Origin of the sequence: Serratia symbiotica (Periphyllus acericola) (assembly GCF_964019515.1) — a bacterium.
Lineage (GTDB): Bacteria > Pseudomonadota > Gammaproteobacteria > Enterobacterales > Enterobacteriaceae > Serratia > Serratia symbiotica_D.
In genome coordinates, this window is the sequence record NZ_OZ026452.1 from 883732 (window position 1) to 906716 (window position 22985).

Consider the following 22985-nt stretch of genomic DNA (forward strand, 5'->3'; position numbering starts at 1 on the left):
CGCTGACACTTATTTGCAACTCTAACTATTTAGGGTGTAGAAGTTCATTCTATGAAGCCGAGGGAAAATATTATTTCCTGGCCGCGTGGTACTGGGCAACCTCTGTGTCCAACTGGGCGATTTTCGCTGCCATCAAGGCATGGCAATAGGCCGCCAACTCACGCACGTTTTCCTTACCGTAGGTGCTGGTGTCGATCGGTGCCATCATTTCTACAATCGCCTGGCCGTTATTCCAGCGATTAAGATTAATTTTACCGTTGGTGCTTGAAACGCAAATGGGTATGATCGGTACGCTGGCAGTGATGGCCGCATGAAAAGCGCCGTTTTTAAACGGCATCAGCCCACGACCACGGCTGCGGGTACCTTCTGGGAACATCCAGATCGAGATATCTCTCTTTTTACACTGTTCTACCACCAGGGCGATGGTGCTGTGTGCCTTGGTACGATTACCACGATCAATCAGCAGATTACCGCTCAGCCAATACAGTGGGCCGAAAAAAGGAACCCACAGCAGACTTTTTTTTCCAACGGTAACAGTGCGTGGTTGCACAATATTGGCTGCTGTCACCATATCGTAGTTATTCTGATGATTAGCGATGTAAATGCAGTTGCCATTGTTGGCTACCCCAGCCGGTACGCGGATTTCTACTTTAAGGCCGAACAAGATTGACATACGGCCAAACAGATGGCCAAAGGTCGCCACATGGCGGGGGTTGCGTGGGCTGAACAAGCAGCACACAGTGCCGAAAATGCACACCAAAACACAATAAACAACGGCAATAAAAACACGTAAAATCAACAACATAAAAACCTCATTGGCACATTGCTAACGCAGCCTGATTCGCTACGTAGATTTTTTACGTCTTGCTGTTTAATCCCTTCCTAATGCTTCTCTGACCCAGTGTCTCATCGGCTCGTAGTCCATTGATACGCCTGCATGGATAGCCGATATATACTGGGTTTTATTTTGCTCCCAGCTTTGATAATCCAGCGGTTTGTATCCTCCCTGAACGGCCATCACGTCGGCTAATAGTCGCGATAAGCGCCCGTTTCCCTCTCTGAATGGATGGATGAGTATTAGCTCTACATGGGTTATGGCGCGTCCATGCCGCTACATGGCGTGTAATGAGCAAGATACTTTGTGTCGAATTCGTTCAGCAGTTTTGGTAATTGTGCTGAAGGGGCAAACATAAAACCGCCCTTGCTGATGTTTACCATTCTTTCTTGCCCAGCCCATTCGTAGATGTTACCTAGCTAGCGGCGATGCCAGCCTTTTAATAAGGCTACACTGAGTTGTCCTTCCAGGAACTGTTCTTCAAAAACAGCCTGGTAGAGTTGTTCTAGCAGGACAAGTTCAGCCTAATACATCTCATCAGAAGCAGCGATCCCCAGTTTATTAGCCAAAACTTGTTCGTCAGAGTCTTTCTCATACTGGCCTTCACTACTGGATACATGGTATCGGCTCATGGATATGCACTGTGTTAATAGAGGTATGGAAAAACAGAGATATTATAACGCGAGGCGAGTATGGCAAACAATACTCGTAAAATCAGTTAGTTAAATAAGTGTAGTTTAAATTGTGGTTTTTTAAATTTTTATTGAAATAACTGTTATTTATCAATGAGTACACACCAATGCATCATCGTTTAAGAAACATGAACACTGCTATCAGTGTTGCCTACTAAACGCGTAATACCTATGGTTATGGTTGCATGTGGGCTATAAGTTCCACTCCAACCAAGACTCTTAAGTAGTGGCTGTAATGAATGCGATGTCATTGGTTCGAGTGGATTATCCCGTCCAGGAAAGAGGTGTTGTCGATGTCCGGTTAATCCCTTTAACGTTCGGAGCATTTTGATGGCTTGAGAGGGGAGGGGAATAACGTGTTCTCTACGGGCTTTCATTCGCGTTTCCGGAATAGTCCAAAGTACGTTATTAAGATCGAATTCTGCCCATTCTGCTTCGGTAACTTCAGAGGGGGGGTGCAAGCGTCCACCACATTAGCCACATGCAATAGTTAACCTGGTATGAGCCACGACTATTGTCAAAACAGCTTAATAACTTCCCGATTTGCTGAGGATTTAATGCCTGTTTGTAATGTGTCTTGTTTGCTAGAAGAGCCTTACGGACAGGCCAGACAGGATCGATATCAGCTCTAAGTGTCGCTACTGCCAACTCGAAAACTGATAAAACAGTGCGGCGGGCTTCAGCGGCAACTGTCGGTGCTCCTCGTTTAGCAGTTTCCTGAAGAATTTTAAGAATGTGGTGTGGGGTGATCTCTCTGATAGGGAGCTTACCGATTACGGGGAAAACCACACGCTCAAGCATATCTAGACGGCGGGTTTTGGTGATTTCTGCCCATTCTTTCATCTGCAGCCACTCTTTGGCGATCAGTTAAAAGGTGTTGGATGCCTCGTTGACCTTGCGGATCTTATCTAACTGACGAACCTATGTCGGGCTAACTCCATCCGCGACTTGCGTACACGCTTGCTCGCATTTCTCTCGCGCTTCGGCGAGTTTTACTGTGGGATACTCGCCCAACACAAACATGCTGGATTTACCATTGAGTTTAAACCGATAGCGCCATGCCTTTTTGCCAGTAGGTTTCACTTCGAGGTAGAAACCGTTGAAGTCATTGAGCCGATAGAGTTTTTCTTTCTGCTTGGCATTGCGTATCAGTGAGCATAGCGAGTCCTTGTCTATTTCTTATACCGCTATTGTACTCACCTAAAATGAATATGGAAACTGATTGTACTCATTTTTAGCTGCGCTGTAGCGAGATTACATGAGACGTCATGAAAAAAAACACACGCAATTTATTTTATTTTATATGTTTTTTATATTTTCAAGAGATTCAATGAAACCTCATGAGACGACAAGTTTTATTTAGACGTTGAACAAGAACTTCATCACGTCACCGTCTTTGACGATGTAATCTTTGCCTTCTGAACGCATTTTACCGACTTCTTTGGCACCTTGCTCCCCCTTATAGGTGATGAAATCCTTGTACGCGATGGTTTGTGCGCGAATAAAGCCTTTCTCGAAGTCAGTGTGGATCTTGCCTGCCGCTTGTGGAGCGGTCCCACCTACCGGAATGGTCCAGGCGCGCACTTCTTTAACACAAGCAGTGAAATAGGTCTGTAGGTTCAGTAGATCGTAACCGGTGCGGATCACCCGGTTTAGCCCCAGTTCTTCCAGGCCCAGTTCAGCCATAAATTCGTCACGCTCTTCATCTTCCAGTTCGGCGATGTCGGATTCCACGGCGGCACACACAGCAACCACCACCGAGCCTTCGGCTTTAGCAATTTTACGCACGGCGTCCAGATACGGGTTGTTCTCGAAGCCGTCTTCGTTGACGTTGGCGATATACATGGTTGGCTTCAGCGTCAGGAAGCTTAAGTAGCGGATCGCGCCCTTATCTTCCATGCTCAGATCCAGCGCACGCAACATACCGGCATTTTCCAAGTGCGGCAGACATTTTTCCAGAGCGGCCAGTTCGGCTTTAGCGTCTTTATCGCCGCCTTTGGCTTTTTTCTGTACACGATGGATAGTGCGTTCGCAGGTGTCAAGGTCAGACAGCGCCAGCTCGATGTTGATCACCTCGATATCTTCGGCCGGATCGACCTTATTGTTGACATGGATGATGTTGTCGTTTTTGAAGCAGCGCACTACATGGCCAATGGCTTCAGTTTCACGGATGTTGGTTAGGAACTGGTTGCCCAGACCTTCTCCTTTGGAAGCGCCTTTCACCAAGCCAGCGATATCAACAAATTCCATGGTGGTTGGCAAAATGCGCTGTGGTTTGACAATCTCGGCCAATTTATCCAGACGCGGATCAGGCATCGGTACCACACCTGTGTTTGGTTCAATGGTGCAGAACGGGAAGTTGGCTGCTTCGATGCCCGCTTTGGTCAACGCGTTGAACAGGGTGGATTTGCCTACGTTAGGCAGACCGACGATACCGCATTTGAATCCCATGTTGTTATCACCTTAAATATATTAATTATCAGTATGTTATATTTATCTAACTACGTGTGTGTAAAGGACAAAATAATGCCGACATTATACACGTAATAGGCGTTTATCGCGATCTGACTTGTGTGATGGGGGGATGTAGCGGTATGGCCAGTTTTGATTGAGATTTTGATCGCATTACACCTGCTGACTGACATGACTGGTGAACCACTGGTAAGAGCATCGGAGGCATTTTTTTCCACTCTACCCCGGTCGTTCGCATTTGATCGCCGTTCAGAGGTTTTTATTGGTTAGAAGAGATCAGCAGTGAGTGGGGGCTGACTGCGTTTGTCGAAGCAAGCTAAACCGATCCGCAGCTACAAGCTAGATGATTATCGCCATTGGGTGGCGAAGAATGCTGTAACACGCGTACCTTAGCATAAGACTAGGTAGGCTATTTGATTTGCCATTTTGGCCCTGAGCATTACCTATCATTCTCACGTAATCCATGCCGGCTCTTGTTGTTGCATACTTTCGGTGTGTAAATTGGTTGCAACAATGTATACACCTACTGGGATAAGCTCTTAGCGCTTGCCTTGAAGCTGTGCAGGCGCTGAACGGCGTTTTCCAGCCCGTCTTTCATTAGCATTTCGCTGCAATGCAGCGTTTCGTCTATCGCTTTATCAATCATTTCCTGCTCGCTGGTTGGCGGCTTGCCGAGCACGAAGCCCACCACCTTGCTTTTATCGCCCGGATGGCCGATACCTATGCGCAGGCGATAAAAGTTCGGATTGTTGCCAAATTTGTTCTGAATGTCCTTGAGGCCATTATGGCCACCGTTGCCGCCGCCGAGCTTGATTTTGGCGACACCTGGGGGCAGATCCAGATCGTCATGTGCCACCAGGATTTCGTCCGGCTCGATGCGGTAGAAATGGGCCATCGCTAGCACCGCTTTGCCGCTGAGGTTCATAAAGGTAGTCGGCACCAGCAGGCGCACATCGTTACCCGCTAGGTTTAGCAGGGTGGTATAACCGAAGAGCTTGTTTTCTTCCTTCAATTGCTGGTGGTAGCGCTGTGCTAGTAAATCGACGTACCAGCCACCCGCGTTGTGCCGTGTTTGGGCGTATTCCATGCCTGGATTCGCCAGACCCACTATCAATTTAATACTGCACATCGGGAAATTCGCCATGATTACGATAAGGGAAAGGGCATAGTTTACCCGCCGCTGTGACGAATAACAAAACCCTGATGCTGTGTAAATAAAGGTTAATAGCCAGGTTTTGCCAGTGAGCATCGCTGGGGTTTCGTCCCCGAAGCCTATCTCCGCGTTGTCGGGCTTGAATATAGCTCTCTATACCCTGCCTCCTCGGCCTTGATTAAAAGTTTTTGGGGCTGCGATGCCGTCACGCTCAATTACGGAACACAGCCTAATTAGATGAATGACTGAATTTGTTTGCTATTCATCATTTAGACGGCGTTGTTGAATAAATCGAACATTTGGCCGGCACGAGGATCAGATCACTCTCCTTCTGTCAAAATAGCGACATTCCGTGCCCAGCAAAAGTTCAACATCACCCACTGGAAGGCTTACAACAACGCCCTTATCACTCGGGGTTCACTCACTTTCTCCGTGGATGAAACGGCACTTCACGCCTGTTACTGCGAGGAAAAACCTTCTCTGCGTGGTCGCCCACCACATTATTCCGATATGGCAATCACCAGCGTATTGATGCTGAAACGGATTTTCGGCCTGACACTTCGCGCCCTCCAGGGCTTCGTCGACTCCATTGTCACACTGATCAAAGTGCCGTTGAACTGCCCTGACAACACCTGCATCAGTAAGCGGGCGAAGTCCGGCCATGTCCCGTTTAAAACCCCAACGCCGGGTGAAATTGCGCACCTCGTTATCGACTCTAGCGGGCTCAACGTGTTGGGTGAAGGCGAGTGGATGGCAAAAAAACACGGTCAGGAAAAACGGCGTATCTGGCGAAAACTGCATTTGGCCGTAGATACAGAAACACATGAGGTCATCTGTGCTGACCTTTCCTTTCTCCAACGACTGCGGAACATCTTGCGTGTAGATTAGATAAAGCATGTTCCACCTTTAAAATCATTGTCATAAAATGGCTAAGTCAGGGTAACGTAAAAGGTGAGGTAAAGGAAATGCCTAAAACGCTTAGGGCAAATTCTACTTCGGCTAAAAATTACGCCTTGAAGCCGCAAGCTTTTGTTCGTATAGCGCGCTGCGTGGTCAATTAAGTGATGCATGAGAGGTGATAAAATGGTGGAACTGATTAGAGAAAAACTCCAACTCCCTGTGGGGAAAAGAAAACTTCTGTTGCATTCTTGCTGCGCTCCTTGTTCTGGTGAGGTGATGGAGGCCATTCAGGCGTCCGGTATTGAGTATGCCATTTTCTTCTACAATCCGAACATCCATCCGCAAAAGGAGTATTTGCTGCGCAAAGACGAGAATATCCGCTTTGCCGAACAGCACGGGATAACGATCATTGATGCAGATTACGACACCGACAACTGGTTCGCCCGTGCTAAAGGTATGGAGCATGAGCCGGAGCGTGGTATTCGTTGCACCATGTGTTTCGATATGCGTTTTGAACGCACCGCCTTGTACGCACATGAAAACGGCTATGATGCTATCTCCAGCTCCCTCAGCATTTCCCGTTGGAAAAACATGCAGCAGATCACCGATTGCGGTATCCGTGCTGCAGAAAAGTACCCTGATCTGCTGTATTGGGATTACAACTGGCGCAAGAAAGGGGGATCAGCGCGCATGATCGAAATCAGCAAACGTGAGTGTTTTTACCAGCAGGAGTATTGTGGCTGTGTTTATTCGCTGCGAGATACCAACTTGCACCGCAAAGCGCAAGGGCGGCCGCTGATCAAGCTGGGCGTGCTGTATTACGGCGATGACGAAAACAACAACCCACAATGATGAAGATAGCGTTGATAAAATGTTTAAATCTGCGCATTGCTTGCCTCTTCCACTCACCCATGACGGCGGTTCGTTAATTTTACCCCAGTTAAAGACTGTTGAAGTGATCGTTTTCCTTTCGTTATTGAATATGATTGCTATTTGTATTTAAACTTGACGAACTAGAGGAAACAAAATCAATATGCCGCTAAAAAAGATGTTCCCTAATCGTCGTTTGTCAGTGCCGATTGTCATGTCCGTTGGCTTACATTGCGCCTTGTTGGCGTGATTGTTCTAAGCTTCCGCCAAGGAGTTGATGGAACTCCCCAAATCTGAGAATGTATCGATCAGCGCGATGATGGTCAATATCGTCCCTACAGCAGAGCCACCAGCGCAGAGCGAACCTGAGCCGCCTTGGGTATAGCCTGAACCCGAACTGACGCCAGAACAATTGCTGAAAGTGATGCGGAAACCGCAGCCAATAAAACCTAGGCCAAAGCCGAAACCAAAAGTTGAAAAGCAGATCAAGACAAAGCCAGAAGATACTGGGCTGCATGAGACATTACTGTCTTAAAATCACGCACCTGCTAAGTCAATCAGCCCCGTGCCTGTGCAGGGGAATTCACGCGATGCGGAGCCAAAGCCAATCAGTCGATTTGATCCTCTTTATCCGCCACGAGACAGAGTATTGCAGATTGAAGATAGCGTGCGGGTGCAGTTTGATATTGACAGCAACGGCCGCGTGGCTAACGTGCGCATCCTATCCACTGAACCGTGCAATATATTCGAGCGCGAGGTAAAGCAAGCATTGCGCAAGTGGCGTTATGAAGCTAAAGAAGCAAAAGATCGCGTTGTTGACATCCGCTTCACAATGAATGGCATGACCGAAATGAAATGATCCCCATGTTGAACGGGTTATAAGCTAACGCAGAATGCTGGTTGGGGGGCAAATTGCTCTCGTCATCCATCGCTTCCTACCCTGCTGCCTGCGACTCGCGCAATGGGTAATGAATGACAAATTTATATACCCGTCATACTTCAAGTTTCCTGTGCGTTAGCTTTCCTCAGTTACTTACTAATGTAAGCTCCTAAAGATAAATGAACCTCATCCCTGAGGTTCAGCCAGAGGCCAAGCGCAAGCGCTATTCAAATCAGTTTCCGACGGATTTGTCACTGCGATGCCGCCTTCCTGCAACTCGAATTATTTAGGGTATAGCTATTTTTTTGTTTCTTCAGGTATGTGCCGATAAATGTAGATGCTGCTGATCAGGGTAAACACCAGCGTGAGAGCAGTCAGGCCAAATACTTTAAAGTTAACCCATGTACTCTGTGGTAGCCAGAAGGCAACGTAGATATTCGCCAAACCGCATACCAGGAAGAACACCGCCCAAGCAAGGTTAAGATTGCTCCATACCTTGTCCGGTAGTGTAAGCTCTTTACCTAGCATGCGCGGCACCAACGGCTTTTTAAGTACCAATTGACTGATCAGCAGAACCAGTGCGAAAAGGCCGTAGATTACCGTCACTTTCCATTTGATAAATAGATCGTTATGGAACACCAGCGTTAGGATGCCGAACACCAGCACCATCAGAAAGGTGATCAGTGCCGTTTTCTCTACCTTGCGATATTTCACCCAGGTGAATACCAGTACCAGTGCTGTGGCGGCGATCAGCGCTCCGGAAGCCAGGTAGATATCGTACAGTTTATAAAAGACAAAAAAGACAATTAGAGGAATAAAATTAAGAAATTGCTTCATAAATCAATCCATCATCTGTTCATCGACCTATTATACCTGATCTATTAGGCTATATGTATCGCAGGGAACGACTGATTATCGACGTTTGGTCGGCGTAATCCTTCATGGAGGCCATAAAAACAAAGGGCAGGCCGCTTTTATCGTCATCCACGTCAAATTAGCTGCGCAACAGAATATACAGGCGAAACAAGTAAATCAGCAATAGAGCGGAAATCAGGTTACTCAGCGCGGTAAGCACCAGGTTGGCGGCGTTGTGTGTTAGTAACGGTAAGTTACTAAACACAAAGAACAGTAGCAGCTTGGCCACCAGCCAGAGCACCATTGCCGGTACGATTACGCGCACATTGTCGAAGGCCAGCCTGCAGCTCAATTTGATCGAGGCAAACACGCCTTTTTTATCGGTGGTGGTGATGATCGATGCCAGCGAGAAGGCAATCGCCATAATCACACCTGGTACTACTAACAGCCTTAGGCCCAGTTGAATCATCAAACTGCAAATAAACAGCAGCAGCATCAGGCGCGGCAACGCTGGCACAGAGCTACCGATAGCACGCAGCGCGCTGGTGCGCTGCCCTTGGGATACCAGGCGTAGCAGCGTCAGTACCCCGCCGATCAGCAGCGCATTGCCCACTAATGCAGAGAATGTTGCTGCTGCCGATGCCTTCAGCAACATTAGCTGTTGTTCTGGCGTCATTTTGTGAATGAATTCCTGGATATCCATACTGGCTGATGCAGCAAAGTCACCTTTTGTGGCACTCAGGATCTTCAAAATCTCGGCGTCAGTGCCGAGAATCTGGTTGAGCAGCACGGAGACAGACGCAGTCAATAGCGCCAACATTAAGATGCTGGCCAGTTGGTTACGGAAAAAATTAAAACTGTCACGGTACAAAACGTTGGCCGTGATAGGCATGCAGACTCCTTGGCATCGAGAAGAGAAAAGAGAGGAAAATCAGCGGTGATTATACCCTGTTCCGTGCCGCTGTGGCATCCCGTGAGTCGTACTATGGCTGATTACTGTTTGTGTCTACTGCTATAGCCATACTGATCGTCGGTGGTACGGTTGAAATAAACCGAACCAGGAAGCAACGGTTTTGCTGATTTTGCCGCCCAATCGTGACTTTATGATTAAGATCAACTCTTGACCTAATAGGCTGCCAGGTAAACTTGTTTTTGCTAGGAATTTGAGTTTTTACCGGCGTTGTTGAATAAATAGAACATTTGGCCTGGACGATGATCAGATCACTCTCCTTCTGTCAAAATAGCAACATTCCGTGGCCAAGCAAAAGTTCAACATCACCAACTGGAAGGCTTACAACAACTCCCTTATCACTCGGGGTTCACTCACTTTCTGGGTGGATGAAACGGCACTTCACGCCTGGTACTGCGAGGCAAAACCTTCTCTGCGTGGTCGCCCACAATATTATTCCGATATAGCAATGACCAGTGTATTGATGCTGAAATGGATTTTCTGGCAGACTATGCAGACCGAAATTAAGCGGTGGAGAATCAGCGCCTTATCAGAGACAACCCACGGTGGAAAAGTATGACAGGCTACCACCGACGTTGGATAGCGGAAACAGCGAGGTACAGATTAAAACAGCTATTTGGTGGTCACCTGTCGCTGCGAGATTATGATGGGCAAGTTGCAGAGGCGATGGCCATGATCTCTGCATTAAACAAGATGACGCTCGCTGGTATGCAAGAAAGTGTACGCCTTGCCTGAAAGATGCCCATTCACGGGACTCTTTATTCCAAATCCGATTTATTCAATAAAGCCATTCCAGATGTAAAAATGAAAAAATAAAGGTGATTAGCGGGCAGCATCTACTGCGCCCGCTGCGGTATGTTATGACCGAGTGGCGTCTTTCATGGCGCTGACAAAATTCGCCACCTTAGCCAGCATATCTATCGGATTAGCCTGATTCTTCCCGATAATATTAACGATCGCCGAACCAGAAATCGCGCCGACTGCACCGGCCCGCAACGCACTCTTCACTTGGGCAGGGTCGGAAATACCAAAGCCCTGGAGCGGCGGTGCAGCATGGTATTCTCGCAGCTTGTTGATCAGATTGATCAGATGATGCCGTGGCAGTTGGGCGCGGCTTTCGGTGCCAGTGACGCCAGCACGCGACAGTAGGTAGGTGTAACCACGACCATGGGAAGAAATTTCACGCAGCAAATCGTCATCGGCGTTTGGCGGGCAGATAAAGATCGGCGCAATTCCGTGCCGTGCTGCGGCGGCACGGAATGGTGCCGACTCTTCAAACGGCACATCAGCAATCAGCACCGAGTCGACGTCCACATCAGCACAGCGTTGATAAAACACATCAATTCCGTTATGGAACACTAGATTGGCGTACATCAGCAGCCCGATCGGAAGGGCCGGATGTTTCTGGCGAATCGCCGTCAGCAGTTCGAAACACTGGCTTGGTGTGACGCCGACCGCAAACGCACGCAGCGACGCGCCCTGAATCGCTGGGCCATCGGCTAGTGGATCGGAGAAGGGGATGCCCAGTTCCAGCGCATCTGCGCCGGATTCGATCAGTGTGTCGATGATCTGTAATGATAGCGCCGGGTTAGGATCGCCCAGCGTGACAAACGGCACGAACGCACCTTCCTTATTACTTTCCAGGCGTTTAAATAGTGTCTGATAACGCTCCATCAGATTTCTCCCCGTGCTTTCAGAATGTCGTGAATGGTAAATATATCCTTATCGCCGCGGCCGGATAGGTTGACAACCAGGATCTGCTCTTTCTGCGGTGTTTCATGGATCATTTTCAGCGCATGAGCCAGTGCGTGAGAAGATTCAAGAGCTGGAATAATGCCTTCACGGCGCGACAGTGCCTTGAACGCGTCCAACGCTTCATCATCGGTGATCGAGACGTACTGCGCACGGCCAATATTGTTCAGATAAGCATGCTGTGGCCCGACAGAAGGAAAATCTAACCCAGCCGAAATTGAGTAAGACTCCTCGATCTGACCATCTGAGGTCTGCATCATCGGTGCTTTCATACCAAAGTAAATGCCGACATGGCCGTGCTTTAACGGTGCGCCGTGCTGGCCAGTTGCAATCCCCAGCCCGGCGGGTTCTACACCGATCAGAGCCACGCTAGCGTCATCGATAAAGTCAGCAAACATGCCGATGGCGTTGGAGCCGCCACCGACGCAAGCCAGCACCGCGTCCGGCAGACGGCCTTCGCGCTCTAGCATTTGCGCTTTGGTTTCTTCACCGATCATGCGCTGAAATTCACGCACTATAGTCGGGTAGGGATGAGGCCCCGCAGCGGTTCCCAGCATATAGTGCGCTTTCTCATAGCTACCCGACCAGTCGCGCAGCGCTTCATTGCAGGCATCTTTCAGGGTGGCAGATCCGCAGTGCACCGGGAGCACCTCTGCCCCCATCAAACGCATGCGGAACACATTCGGCGACTGACGTTCAATGTCTTTGGCCCCCATATAGATACGGCACTTCAGGCCGAGTAGTGCGCAGGCTAGAGCCGAAGCCACGCCATGCTGGCCAGCACCAGTTTCTGCGATGATTTCGGTTTTGCCCATCCGCTTAGCCAGCAGCGCCTGACCTAACACCTGGTTGGTTTTGTGCGCACCGCCGTGCAGCAGATCCTCACGTTTCAGGTAAAGTTTGGTTTTACTGCCAGCAGTGAGGCTTTTACACAGCGTCAGCGCTGTTGGCCGTCCAGCGTAGTTCTTTAATAAATCGATGAATTCAGCCTGAAACTCAGGGTCGCGTTGGGCGCTGACGAAGGCTTCTTCCAGCTGTTTCAAGGCTGGCATCAAGATTTGCGGCACGTATTGACCACCAAATTCACCGAAGTAGGGGTTGAGCAGCGTCATTATAATTCCTGTTATTATCCGTTAATGATATTCGCATTCAGTAGGTGCGCAGGGTCTGGAACACCGTAGTCAGACGGGCTGCATCTTTAATTCCAGGCTGGATCTCGACGCCGGAGTTAAAGTCCAGACCGGCTCCGCCGAGTTTGGCGGCCTCGATGCAGTTGTCCGCGCCCAAGCCGCCAGCCAGCATGACATTACTGAGATCTTCCCCCTGCAATACCGACCAATCGAAGCAATGGCCGGTGCCGCCAGCGCCGTTATCCAGCAAGAAGCGATCGACCTTCTGAAGATCGCGCGCCGGTAGCCGATCTTTTACGCTCAGCGCCTTCCAGATTTGGCAGCAATCAGGTATAAGGCGGCGCAGGGCGTTGATATAAGCCTGGTCTTCCGAGCCATGCAACTGTACCGCTTGCAGGCCAAGGCATTCGGCAGTTTGCGCCACAGTCGTCACCTGCTCATCACAGAACACGCCAACATATTTCAGCGGTGCGCCTGAAATCACTTCGCGGGCGCGGTTGATCGCCACGTAGCGCGCTGAATGACCAACAAAAATCAACCCGCCATAGATAGCACCGGCCTGGTAAGCGGCGGCGGCATCTTGGGGGCGTGTTAAACCACAAACTTTATTGTCGCCGAGAATGACTCGGCGCACGGCGGCGCGCAGATCGGTTTCCGCCATCAGTGCACTACCGATCAGGAAACCGTTGGCATAGTGGCTCAGTTCGCGGATCTGGCTGTATTGGTTGATACCGGACTCACTGATCACCGTTACCCCAGGTGGCACACGCGGTGCCAGTTGGCGGGTGCGGCCAAGGTCAATGCTTAAGTCGTGCAGGTCGCGGTTATTAATGCCAACCACCTGTGCTCCCAGGGCGATCGCCCGTTGCAGCTCTTCTTCGCTGATCACTTCGGTCAATACGCCCATCTTGAGGCGATGAGCCACCGCCGCCAACTGGCGGTACTGCTCGTCACTCAGCACCGATAGCATCAATAGAACGGCATCAGCCTGGTAGAAGCGTGCCAGAGAGATCTGGTAAGGGTCGATAATAAAATCTTTGCACAATACTGGCTGCGTCACCGTTTTGCTAACCAATGGCAGAAAATCGACGCTACCTTGGAAGTATTTCTCGTCGGTCAGCACCGAAATGGCCGAAGCAAAATCCTTATAGGCTGAGGCGATGTACACAGGATCGAAGTTTTCGCGGATCAGTCCTTTGGAAGGTGAAGCTTTCTTACATTCCAGAATGAGTGCGGGTCTGGTTCCTTGCAGCGCCTGATAGAAGTTGCGCTCGCTCGGCACGATTTCATGCTGGAAGTTGGTCAGCGGCTGTTGTTGCTGTCGTGCCACGACCCATTGCGCCTTGTCACCAACAATCTTGCTGAGTATGGTTTCCTGCATTATTTATCCTCTTGCCGCCAGTGCGGTAACACGCGCGTAAGCCTGCCCGCTGTGAATCACATCCAATGCTCGTTGCGCATTTTGGCGCAGGTCTTCATGCCCGAATAACTTCAACAGCAACGCTACGTTAGCGGCTACTGCTGCGGCATGCGCCAGGTCGCCTTTACCTTGTAATAACCGCGCTACAATGTCACGGTTTTCTTCCGGTGTGCCGCCCAGTAACGCTTCTAGTGGGTGGCTTTTCAGCCCGAAAGATTGCGGCGTCAGTAGGTAGCGGGCAATGTCACCGTCGTTGAGTTCAGCAACTTGGGTGGTGGTGTGGATCGCCACTTCATCCATACCGCCGCCATGCACCACTGCCGCACGTTGATAGCCCAATATACGCAGGGTTTCGGCGATCGGTAGCACCAGCTCTTGGCTGTAGACACCAATCAACGCCAGTGGCGGGCGTGCCGGGTTAATCAATGGCCCCAGCACGTTAAACAATGTGCGAGTCTTTAATTGCTGGCGCACTGGCATCGCATGGCGAAAACCGCTGTGGTACTGCGGTGCGAACAGGAAGCAAACACCGAGATCGTCCAGCGCTTTACGCGCCTCTTGCGCAGGCAGATCCAGACGGATGCCGAATGCTGCCAGCAAATCGGAAGAGCCGGAACGGCTGGAAACGCTGCGGTTACCGTGCTTGGCGATTTTCGCTCCGCAGGCCGCGGCGACAAAGGCACTGGCGGTAGAAATATTGATGCTATTAGTGCCATCGCCACCAGTGCCGACAATATCAGCAAACGGATAATTCGGGCGCGGGAATGGCTGAGCGTCAGCCAGCAGCGCTCTGGCGGCGCCGGCGATCTCGTCTGGGTGTTCGCCGCGGATCTTCATGCTGATCAAGGCGGCGGCCAACTGGCTTGGCTCCAACTTGCCACGCACGATGGCGCTGAACAGTTGCTGGCTTTCCTGTTGGTTCATCGACTCGGTGCGGTACAGTTTTTCTAAAATAAGTTGCATCGTTGTTTTCCTTATTACTTCGCCAGCGCCCAAACCAAGGTCTGCTGAAGCAGTCGTGCGCCCTGAATCGTCAGGATCGATTCAGGGTGAAACTGGAAACCACACACGCGATGTCGATCATTACGCACCGCCATCACCATTTCACCAAAACGTGCGTTGATGGTGAGTTCGGCAGGGATATTGCTGCCGACTAGCGAGTGATAACGCGCTACCGACAATGGATTGGTTATGCCAGCGAACATGCCCTCATTATCGTGGCTAATCGCTGACGCTTTGCCATGTAGGATCTCGTCTGCCTGCCCAATATGGCCGCCGTAGGCTTCCACAATAGCCTGGTGGCCGAGGCAGATGCCGACAATTGGCAGTTGTCCGCGCATGCGTTGCAGCAATTCTGGCATGCAGCCAGCATCGGCAGGCGTGCCTGGCCCTGGTGACAGCATCAGCACGGGGTTTTCCGTCTGCTGCAAGCGCTTGATAATCAACTCAGCAGCAATATGATTGCGGTAAATCACCACCTGATGGCCTTTGGAGCGCAATTGATCGACCAGGTTGTAAGTAAAGGAATCAATGTTATCGAGCAGTAAGATATCGGCCATTAGAACACCTCTCTGGCGTTATGCGCACTGGCGATGGCGCGTAACACTGCACGGGCCTTGTTACGGGTCTCATCAGCTTCTGCCTGAGGAACAGAAGCCAGTACTATACCGGCCCCCGCTTGCACCGTAGCAATGCCGTCTTCAACATAGGCGGAGCGAATGACAATACAGGTATCCAGATCGCCGGTGGCGGTGAAATAGCCTACCGCGCCGCCGTAGCTGCCACGGCGTGAACCTTCGGATGCGGCGATCAGTTGCATCGCGCGCACTTTCGGCGCGCCACTCAAGGTGCCCATGTTCATGCAGGCTTGATAAGCATGTAGCACGTCTAGATCGGTGCGCAGTGTGCCGACAACCCGCGATACCAGATGCATAACGAACGAGTATCGATCAACCTTGGTCAGGTCTGCCACATAGCGGCTACCCACTTGGCAGATGCGAGCCATATCATTGCGCGCCAAATCGACCAACATCAAGTGTTCGGCCAGTTCCTTATCATCGGTCCGCATTTCCAACTCAATGCGGCTATCGAGATCCAAATCTAGTGAGCCGTCGGCCCGGTATCCGCGCGGGCGAGTGCCAGCGATCGGGTAGATCTCAAGCTGGCGGGTACTGGCACTGTATTTCAGCGCGCTTTCCGGTGAAGCGCCGAACAGAGTGAATTCATCATCCTGCATAAAAAACATGTACGGGCTGGGGTTATTATCCTTCAGCGTTTTATAAGCCGCCAGAGGTGCCGGGCAGGGCAGAGAGAAACGGCGCGATGGCACCACCTGGAAGATTTCGCCTTGGCGAATTGCTTTCTGCAACCCGCTGACTAGCGCGCAGTATTCTTCATCGGTTTGGTTGCAGCCTAGTTGTATGTTCTCTAGTCTCTGGTGCGGGATCGGCTGCGGCGCGCGTGTCAATTGAGCCTGAAACTGTTCCAGGCGTTGTTGCAAACGTTGCGCTTCTGTATGGTCTGTGGTGAACACGCTGGCTTGTAAGTGGGCAGAAGTGTGCTGGTGATCCAACACCAGCAACGTTTCCACCAGGTAAAAGCAAAAATCAGGGCAGCGTTGATCCTGGCGCAGCTCTGGCAAATCTTCGAAACCGGAAACCAGATCGTAGGAGAACAGGCCAGCCAGCATCACGGCTTCGCGCTCGTCTGCCGGGGAGTCGACCAGTGTCAGCAGGGTGCGCAGCGCATCAAATACCGACAACGAACGCAGGCGGGCATCTTCATCCTGCACCGTATCGATCTGCGGGAAGGTCAATGCGTGGCCGTTGGGGCAAGCATGAATATGCACCTCGCTCGGCAGTGCTTCATCCAGCAGCGGCAGCAAGGCTGCACCGTTGGCCGTCAGCGCTTGCACGGTCACGGTACGGCCCTGCGCAGTTATACGTAGGGCGCTGTCGATTACTAGCAGACTTTGCAGGTTCTTTTTGCTGGTGACTTCAGCCGATTCCAGCAGCAGTGTGGCCGGACGTGCGCCACACAACTGGTGAAAAACAGTGGTGGGATCGCCCCGGTAGCTAGCTTGCACCTTCAGTAGTTTGAGCTGTGGTTTCTGGTTTATCATTAGGTTGTTCCAATCAAATTTTGCCCATAAAAAAGCCCGCATCAGCGCGAGCTCTGGAAGTCTGCATTGTCGGATGGCAGCTATGCGCGATCACATGGCCCTTAAAAGGGAGGTGTGCCACCCGCGAAGAATATAAGTCGTTTGCCTGATCATTTCAGTACTCTTCGGTGATTTTTATCCTCAATTAACTAGTTAACTAGTTAATGAGGATGAAGTCAACCCTATTTTGCATGACGTTTAGTCGTTCAACTCATCATCATGGCATAGGCCAGTGGCGGAATAGATTTCCGTCTGGCTAACTATAGCGGGTATGATAGAAAAACAAGCCATTACCGGATACTTTGTTTTGACAGATAGCAACCCTCAGCCCTCTGCTTTTACCCTATATGATCTTCACAGCCACACTACCGCCTCTGATGGCTACCTAACACCGGCACAATTGGTGCGGCGGGCGGTGGAGATGCGCGTCAGCGTATTGGCGATAACCGATCATGACACCACCGCTGGGTTGGCTGCCGCTGCTGAATTTATCTCCGAGCTGGCGTTGCCGCTGCAATTGGTTAATGGGGTAGAAATCTCGACGCTGTGGCAAAACCACGAGATCCATATTGTCGGATTGGGTATCAATACCGCGTCTACGGCCATGGTGCACTTGTTGGCTGAACAGAGCGGGCGGCGCACCCTACGGGCGCAGAAAATCGGCCTACGGCTAGCGAAAGCACGCATTCAAGATTGTTATGCTGGCGCACAACGGTTGGCTGCTGGTGGGGCGGTAACCAGGGGACATTTTGCTCGTTATTTGGTGCAAATCGGCGTGGCTGACAATATGGCGCAGGTATTCAAGAAATACCTCGCCAAGGGCAAAACCGGCTATGTTGCGCCACAGTGGTGTAGCATAGAACGAGCCATTGATGTAATTCATCAATCCGGCGGGCAGGCAGTAATGGCGCACCCAGGCCGCTATTATCTGACGGCGAAGTGGCTAAAACGCCTGTTGACGCATTTCGCCGAGCACGGTGGCGATGCGATGGAAGTCGCGCAATGTCAGCAAGCACCGCATGAGTGTTCGCAACTGGCGAAATATGCCCAGGAGTATCGATTATTAGCATCGCAAGGCTCTGATTTTCATCAGCCCTGTGCGGGGGTTGAGCTGGGCCGTAAGCTATGGCTGCCAGGTGGTGTCGAACCGGTATGGCGCGACTGGTCAAACAGTATGATTTAACGCGGCCAATGCACCAAATGCATTATCTTAGGAGCAAGTCATGAGTCAGCTTTTTTATGTTCACCTGGATAGCCCTCAGCCGCGTCTGATTAATCAGACGGTGGATGTGCTGCGCAAAGGTGGCCTAATCGTATATCCGACCGATTTCGGCTACGCACTGGGCTGCATGCTGGAAGATAAGACGGCGATATCACGCATATGCCACATTCGTCAGTTGGGCAGAAACCACAACTTTACCCTGATGTGACGTGACTTGTCCGAGCTGTCGTCCTATGTCTATTAGGTAGACAACATCGCGTATCGTCTGATCAAAAACAATACGCCGTGCAACTACACCTTCATTCTTAAAGCGACCAAAGAAGTACTGCGCCACCTGATGAACGATAAGCGCAAAACCATTGGTCTGCGCGTGCCCTCCAATCCGATCGCGTTGGCACTGTTGGCAGAGCTGAATGAACCCATGATGTCTACCACGCTGATGCTGCCAGGCAACGATTTTGCTGAGTCCGACCAGTTGGTGATGTTGAACTTTTGCTGGGCCACGGAATGTCGCTATTTTGACAGTAAGGAGAGTGATCTGATCCTCGTGCCGGCCAAATGTTCGTTTATTCAACAATGCCCATCAGCGTCATCCAGCAACGCAGCGTTTCATTGGAAAAAGCGACATTTGTGGCGCTATGATCGTTTTTCAGCAGCAAGAGTTTAGGCCGAAATCAGAGTAGTTCTGCCTCACAAGAGTCAGTACCTTCACTTGGTATTAGCACACTTTAAACTCGCTTTCCTAGCAGAGTCTGAAAGTCGGAAGTCGTTGCCCTGGTGTTCGCTAAAGTCATGTTGTGCTGCTGCATCACGGAGACGTCATTGCTTTTCGCACACAGCTTCATTCACAGTAAGCGGATTCAACTCTTTATCTGACATCGCCACTAATATCCAAAAGTCCCTCTGACAGGAAGAGTAAGACCGCTATGCCGGAAAAAGGAACAAGACGAAATAGAGCTAACATTTCTTAAGAGTCACTGCATGATTATGTACAATCTTCTCAGGTACCTGCATTGGCTGAATATTAACCCATTGGCAGTGTTGCTGATGAAAAGGGGGGATAACATAATTATCTAATTATGCGATGGATCCTCTGGCGGTAATTAACGGGGGCTCATTACCCTGAGTGGATAAACCCGTGATACTTGAAGTTGCATCGGTGTTGGCCGCACTCATTGACCTGAACAAGTTCATCGGGATAAGCCACCTTGATGCAGCTTCAATTATCTGGGGTGCTGAAATCAAATTAATAAGAGAGCGAACATGACTGGTTCACATATACGTATGGCGATTGCGGGCGCTAGCGGCTGTATGGGGCGTCAACTGATCCAAGCGGTTCAGCAGGCGGAAGGCGTAGTGCTGGGGGCAGCGTTGTCGCGTCCAGGTTCTAGCCTGGTTGGCGTCGATGCTGGCGAGCTGGCAGGCATTGGCACAGTGGGCATTACCCTAAGTGACAGCTTGGACAAGGTGGTAGATGACTTCGACATCCTGATCGATTTCACCCGCCCAGAGGGTACCTTGAGATACCTGGATTTCTGCGTGGCACAGCGCAAAGCTATGGTCATTGGCACCACGGGCTTCGACGATGTTGGCAAGCGGGCGATCCGCAATGCGGCGCAGCATATTGGCATCGTGTTTGCCGCCAACTTCAGCGTTGGCGTCAATTTGGTACTGAAGTTGCTGGAGAAGGCTGCTCAGGTGATGGGTGACTCTAGCGATATCGAAATTATTGAGGCACATCACCGCCACAAAGTGGACGCACCATCGGGAACTGCATTGGCGATGGGCGAGGCGATCGCCGACGCGTTAGGGCGCGATCTGAAAGACTGTGCAGTCTATGCGCGTGAAGGCTATACTGGTGAGCGCGATCCGAGGAGTATCGGCTTCGCTACCCTTCGCGCTGGGGATATCGTTGGTGAGCATAGCGCCATGTTCGTTGACATTGGCGAGCGAGTGGAAATTACCCATAAAGCCTCCAGCCGTATGACTTTTGCCAGCGGTGCGGTACGCGCAGCATCCTGGCTATATAAGCACGATAAAGGGCTATTTAATATGCACAATGTGCTCAGTCTTGACCAGTTATAATTGATTATTTTTCTGGCTTGAAAATTTTTATTGGTTATATCTAATCGATAAAATAGTAATTTTATTATTTTAATTTTATCTTTTTATTAAAACAGCCATCACGGTAAAAATTTATGTTAAAGCTGATATTTTCATGTGTTTTTATTGGTTTTTGATGGCGATTTTCCCCACAAAAGGGGCGTTGTTGAATAAATCGAACATTTGGCCGGCACGCGGATCAGATCACTCTCCTTCTGTCAAAATAGCGACATTCCGTGGCCCAGCAAAAGTTCAACATCACCAACTGGAAGGCTTCAACGCCCTTATCAATCGGGGTTCACTCACTTTCTCGGTGGATGAAACGGCACTTCACTCCTGGTACTGCGAGGCAAAACCTTCTCTGCGTGGTCGCCCACCACATTATTCCGATATGGCAATCACCAGCGTATTGATGCTGAAACGGATTTTCGGCCTGATACTTCGCGCCCTCCAGCGCTTCGTCGACTCCATTGTCACACTGATTAAAGTGCCGTTGAACTGCCCGGACGACACCTGTATCAGTAAGCGGGCGAAGTCCGGCCATGTCCCGTTTAAAACCCCAACGCCGGGTAAAATTGCGCACCTCGTTATCGACTCTACCGGGCTCAACGTGTTGGGTCAAGGGGAGTGGAAGGTAAAAAACACGGTCAGGAAAAACGGCGGATCTGGCGAAAACTGCATTTGGCCGTAGATACACAAACACATGAGGTCATCTGTGCTGACCTTTCCTTGAGCAATGTCACCGATACCGAAGCCTTCCCAGGTCTCATCCGCCAGAGGTACCGTAAAATCAAAGTCGCCTCGGCGTATCGGGCTTAGGATACGCGAGTGTGTGATGATGAGTTAAGGGGCAAGAAGCTCAAGGCGTTAATACCGCCCAGCAGCGGAGCCCGTTATTTATGCAGAGCGAAATCAAGCGGTGGCGAACCAGCGCGTTACCGGAGACAATACACGGTGGAAAAGTATCACAGGCTACCACCGAGGTTCGATAGCGGCAACAGCGAGGTACAGAGTAAAACAGCTATTTGGTGGTCACCTGTCGCGTTGCCTGAAAGATGCCCATTCAGGGGACTTTTTATTCCAAATCCGATTTATTCAACAACGCCAACAAAAGGTATTCTTTAACTGATTTTAGGGCCTCAATACGTCGATTTTCTATTATCGCGTCTCGCAAACCATTTACCCACCCAAGTTTAGCGGTATTTTTATAGCTGCTGAGCTGATTGAACGGCGAAAGCGGCAAAAATAAGGGAGGACATCGTGCTTTGGGTAGACAACAGCGGTACTCATCATTAAAATTGCACACATTTACCAAAAATTGTACCTCTCGGACGGATTTTTGCATTGATTTGGAACGTGACATCTGAATTAATATGCAAGCATTACGATTAATTATTCCTTGAAGGGTATTTTTATTAAGTCAGCGCTGTTGGTTCTGTAAGACAGAACCCAATTCCACGCTCGGGCCATCGGGGCAGAGGGTACAGCGGTAGGAGAAGTGGTCTTCAATACGTCGATGACCGGCTATCAAGAAATCCCCACTGATCCTTCCTATCTTCCGCCAGATTGTTACTCTTACTTATCCTCATATCGGCAATGTCGGCACTAATACTTGCGACGAACTTGCGACGAAGAATCCTCCGCTGTTCATGCCCAACGGCTGGTCATTCGCGATCTCCTACTGATTGCCAGCAATTACCGCAATGAAGAAGGTCTCTGTGCATACTTCAAACGTCATAATATTGTTGCGATCGCCGATATCTATACCCGCAAGCTGACCCGTCTGCTGTGTGAGAAAGGTGCCCAGAATGGCTGCATCATTGCCGCCGACTCGCCGGATGCTGAGCTGGTGTTGGCCAAGGTGCGGGGCTTCCCCAGCCTGAAGGGCATGGATCTGGCAAAACAAGTTACCACCAAAGGATCTTATCGCTGGCAACAAGGCAGTTGGCGGCTTGAAGGTAAGTTGCCAGAGGCCCAAACCGCTGAGGAACTGCCGTTCCATGTGGTGGCTTACGATTACGGTGTCAAACGCAACATCTTACGCCTGCTGGTGGATCGCGGCTGCCGCCTGACCGTGGTGCCGACGCACACTCCGGCCGATGAAGTGCTGAAGATGAGTCCTGACGGCATCTTCCTATCCAACGGCCCAGGGGACCCGGAGCCGTGCAACTATGCCATTGACGCCATCAAACAGTTCCTGGAGACCGATATTCCGCTGTTCGGCATCTGCTTGGGTCACCAACTGCTGGCGCTGGCCAGTGGGGCGAAAACCATAAAGATGAAGCTTGGCAACCACGGCAGCAACCACCCGGTCAAAGATCTGGACAACAACTGCGTGATGATAACCGCCCAGAACCACGGTTGTGCGGTAGATGAGAACAACCTGCCAGCGACCTTGCATGTAACGCACAAATCGTTATTTGACCAAACGGTTCAGGGCATTCACCACACCGATAAAGCGGCATCGTGCGGACCTGGGCTGGCATCTGGGTGGCCCAGGTCCGCACGATGCCGCGCCGTTGTTCGATCACTTTATCGAGTTGATTGAGACTTACCATTCTAACGCCAAAT

At 50.5% G+C, this 22985-nt stretch carries 16 protein-coding genes, 7 pseudogenes and 1 other annotated feature; of the genes and pseudogenes, 9 read left to right on the top strand and 14 right to left on the bottom strand.

The window, feature by feature from the left end; all coding sequences use genetic code 11:
- Nucleotides 1-70 precede the first annotated feature (70 nt).
- From AACL06_RS04950 to pth, 5 genes and pseudogenes are all read right to left on the bottom strand, one after another.
- Complete coding sequence (locus tag AACL06_RS04950) at nt 71-805, bottom strand: 1-acylglycerol-3-phosphate O-acyltransferase (RefSeq protein WP_339038162.1); 735 nt, start codon at nt 803-805, stop codon at nt 71-73.
- Nucleotides 806-871: 66 nt separating this feature from the next.
- Nucleotides 872-1467 (bottom strand): annotated as a pseudogene (locus AACL06_RS04955) (Fic/DOC family protein).
- A 215-nt stretch (nt 1468-1682) separates the two neighbouring features.
- Nucleotides 1683-2679: pseudogene (locus AACL06_RS04960) on the bottom strand (tyrosine-type recombinase/integrase); the annotation flags it as partial.
- A gap of 207 nt (nt 2680-2886) precedes the next feature.
- The gene (gene ychF, locus AACL06_RS04965) at nt 2887-3978 is read right to left on the bottom strand and encodes a redox-regulated ATPase YchF (RefSeq protein WP_339038164.1); all 1092 of its coding nucleotides are present in this window, start codon (nt 3976-3978) and stop codon (nt 2887-2889) included.
- A 544-nt stretch (nt 3979-4522) separates the two neighbouring features.
- Nucleotides 4523-5128 (bottom strand): aminoacyl-tRNA hydrolase, encoded by a 606-nt coding sequence (gene pth / locus AACL06_RS04970; RefSeq protein ID WP_339038166.1) that lies wholly within the window; start codon nt 5126-5128, stop codon nt 4523-4525.
- 363 nt (nt 5129-5491) lie between these two features.
- Here pth and AACL06_RS04975 point away from each other — a divergent pair.
- Nucleotides 5492-6001 (top strand): annotated as a pseudogene (locus tag AACL06_RS04975) (IS5 family transposase); the annotation flags it as partial.
- Nucleotides 6002-6235: 234 nt separating this feature from the next.
- Nucleotides 6236-6904 (top strand): epoxyqueuosine reductase QueH, encoded by a 669-nt coding sequence (locus AACL06_RS04980; RefSeq protein WP_339038168.1) that lies wholly within the window; start codon nt 6236-6238, stop codon nt 6902-6904.
- Between the two features lie 273 nt (nt 6905-7177).
- Here the strand turns inward: AACL06_RS04980 and AACL06_RS10550 are convergent, their stop codons facing one another.
- Nucleotides 7178-7411 (bottom strand): hypothetical protein, encoded by a 234-nt coding sequence (locus tag AACL06_RS10550; RefSeq protein WP_425336933.1) that lies wholly within the window; start codon nt 7409-7411, stop codon nt 7178-7180.
- A 160-nt stretch (nt 7412-7571) separates the two neighbouring features.
- On the opposite strand from AACL06_RS10550, the gene AACL06_RS10555 reads away from it, so the two are divergent.
- A complete protein-coding gene (locus AACL06_RS10555; protein ID WP_425336934.1) occupies nt 7572-7781 on the top strand; it encodes a TonB family protein in 210 nt (69 codons plus the stop codon).
- A 318-nt stretch (nt 7782-8099) separates the two neighbouring features.
- Here the strand turns inward: AACL06_RS10555 and AACL06_RS04990 are convergent, their stop codons facing one another.
- On the bottom strand, nt 8100-8639 hold the full coding sequence (locus AACL06_RS04990) for a septation protein A (protein ID WP_339038170.1): 540 nt from the start codon (nt 8637-8639) through the stop codon (nt 8100-8102).
- A gap of 157 nt (nt 8640-8796) precedes the next feature.
- On the bottom strand, nt 8797-9549 hold the full coding sequence (locus AACL06_RS04995; RefSeq protein WP_339038171.1) for a YciC family protein: 753 nt from the start codon (nt 9547-9549) through the stop codon (nt 8797-8799).
- A 361-nt stretch (nt 9550-9910) separates the two neighbouring features.
- Between AACL06_RS04995 and AACL06_RS05000 the strand changes: the two are divergent.
- Nucleotides 9911-10362: pseudogene (locus AACL06_RS05000) on the top strand (transposase).
- A 123-nt stretch (nt 10363-10485) separates the two neighbouring features.
- Here the strand turns inward: AACL06_RS05000 and trpA are convergent.
- From trpA to AACL06_RS05030, 6 genes are read right to left on the bottom strand one after another with little or no spacing between them, the layout of a single operon-like run.
- A complete protein-coding gene (gene trpA, locus AACL06_RS05005) occupies nt 10486-11301 on the bottom strand; it encodes a tryptophan synthase subunit alpha (protein ID WP_339038173.1) in 816 nt (271 codons plus the stop codon).
- Nucleotides 11301-12491: a tryptophan synthase subunit beta gene (gene trpB, locus AACL06_RS05010; RefSeq protein WP_339038175.1), complete on the bottom strand. Its 1191-nt coding sequence runs from the start codon at nt 12489-12491 to the stop codon at nt 11301-11303. Before trpB ends, trpA begins: the two co-directional genes overlap by 1 nt.
- A gap of 37 nt (nt 12492-12528) precedes the next feature.
- On the bottom strand, nt 12529-13890 hold the full coding sequence (trpCF, locus tag AACL06_RS05015; RefSeq protein ID WP_339038177.1) for a bifunctional indole-3-glycerol-phosphate synthase TrpC/phosphoribosylanthranilate isomerase TrpF: 1362 nt from the start codon (nt 13888-13890) through the stop codon (nt 12529-12531).
- Between the two features lie 3 nt (nt 13891-13893).
- A complete protein-coding gene (gene trpD / locus AACL06_RS05020; protein ID WP_339038179.1) occupies nt 13894-14892 on the bottom strand; it encodes an anthranilate phosphoribosyltransferase in 999 nt (332 codons plus the stop codon).
- Nucleotides 14893-14906: 14 nt separating this feature from the next.
- Entirely contained in the window at nt 14907-15488 is a 582-nt protein-coding gene (locus AACL06_RS05025) for a glutamine amidotransferase-related protein (RefSeq protein ID WP_339038181.1), read from the bottom strand.
- Complete coding sequence (locus AACL06_RS05030; RefSeq protein WP_339038183.1) at nt 15488-17050, bottom strand: anthranilate synthase component 1; 1563 nt, start codon at nt 17048-17050, stop codon at nt 15488-15490. Before AACL06_RS05030 ends, AACL06_RS05025 begins: the two co-directional genes overlap by 1 nt.
- Nucleotides 17051-17076: 26 nt before the next feature.
- Nucleotides 17077-17179, bottom strand: a sequence feature (Trp leader region).
- Nucleotides 17180-17396: 217 nt separating this feature from the next.
- Here AACL06_RS05030 and rnm point away from each other — a divergent pair.
- From rnm to carA, 5 genes and pseudogenes are all read left to right on the top strand, one after another.
- Nucleotides 17397-18272, top strand: a complete 876-nt coding sequence (gene rnm / locus AACL06_RS05035; RefSeq protein WP_339038186.1) for an RNase RNM — start codon at nt 17397-17399, stop codon at nt 18270-18272.
- 40 nt (nt 18273-18312) lie between these two features.
- Nucleotides 18313-18783 (top strand): annotated as a pseudogene (locus tag AACL06_RS05040) (L-threonylcarbamoyladenylate synthase); the annotation flags it as partial.
- 791 nt (nt 18784-19574) lie between these two features.
- Complete coding sequence (gene dapB / locus AACL06_RS05045) at nt 19575-20396, top strand: 4-hydroxy-tetrahydrodipicolinate reductase (RefSeq protein WP_339038188.1); 822 nt, start codon at nt 19575-19577, stop codon at nt 20394-20396.
- A 254-nt stretch (nt 20397-20650) separates the two neighbouring features.
- Nucleotides 20651-21543, top strand: a pseudogene (locus tag AACL06_RS05050) (IS5 family transposase).
- 369 nt (nt 21544-21912) lie between these two features.
- A pseudogene (carA, locus tag AACL06_RS05055) lies at nt 21913-22962 on the top strand (glutamine-hydrolyzing carbamoyl-phosphate synthase small subunit).
- The last annotated feature ends 23 nt before the right edge of the window (nt 22963-22985 follow it).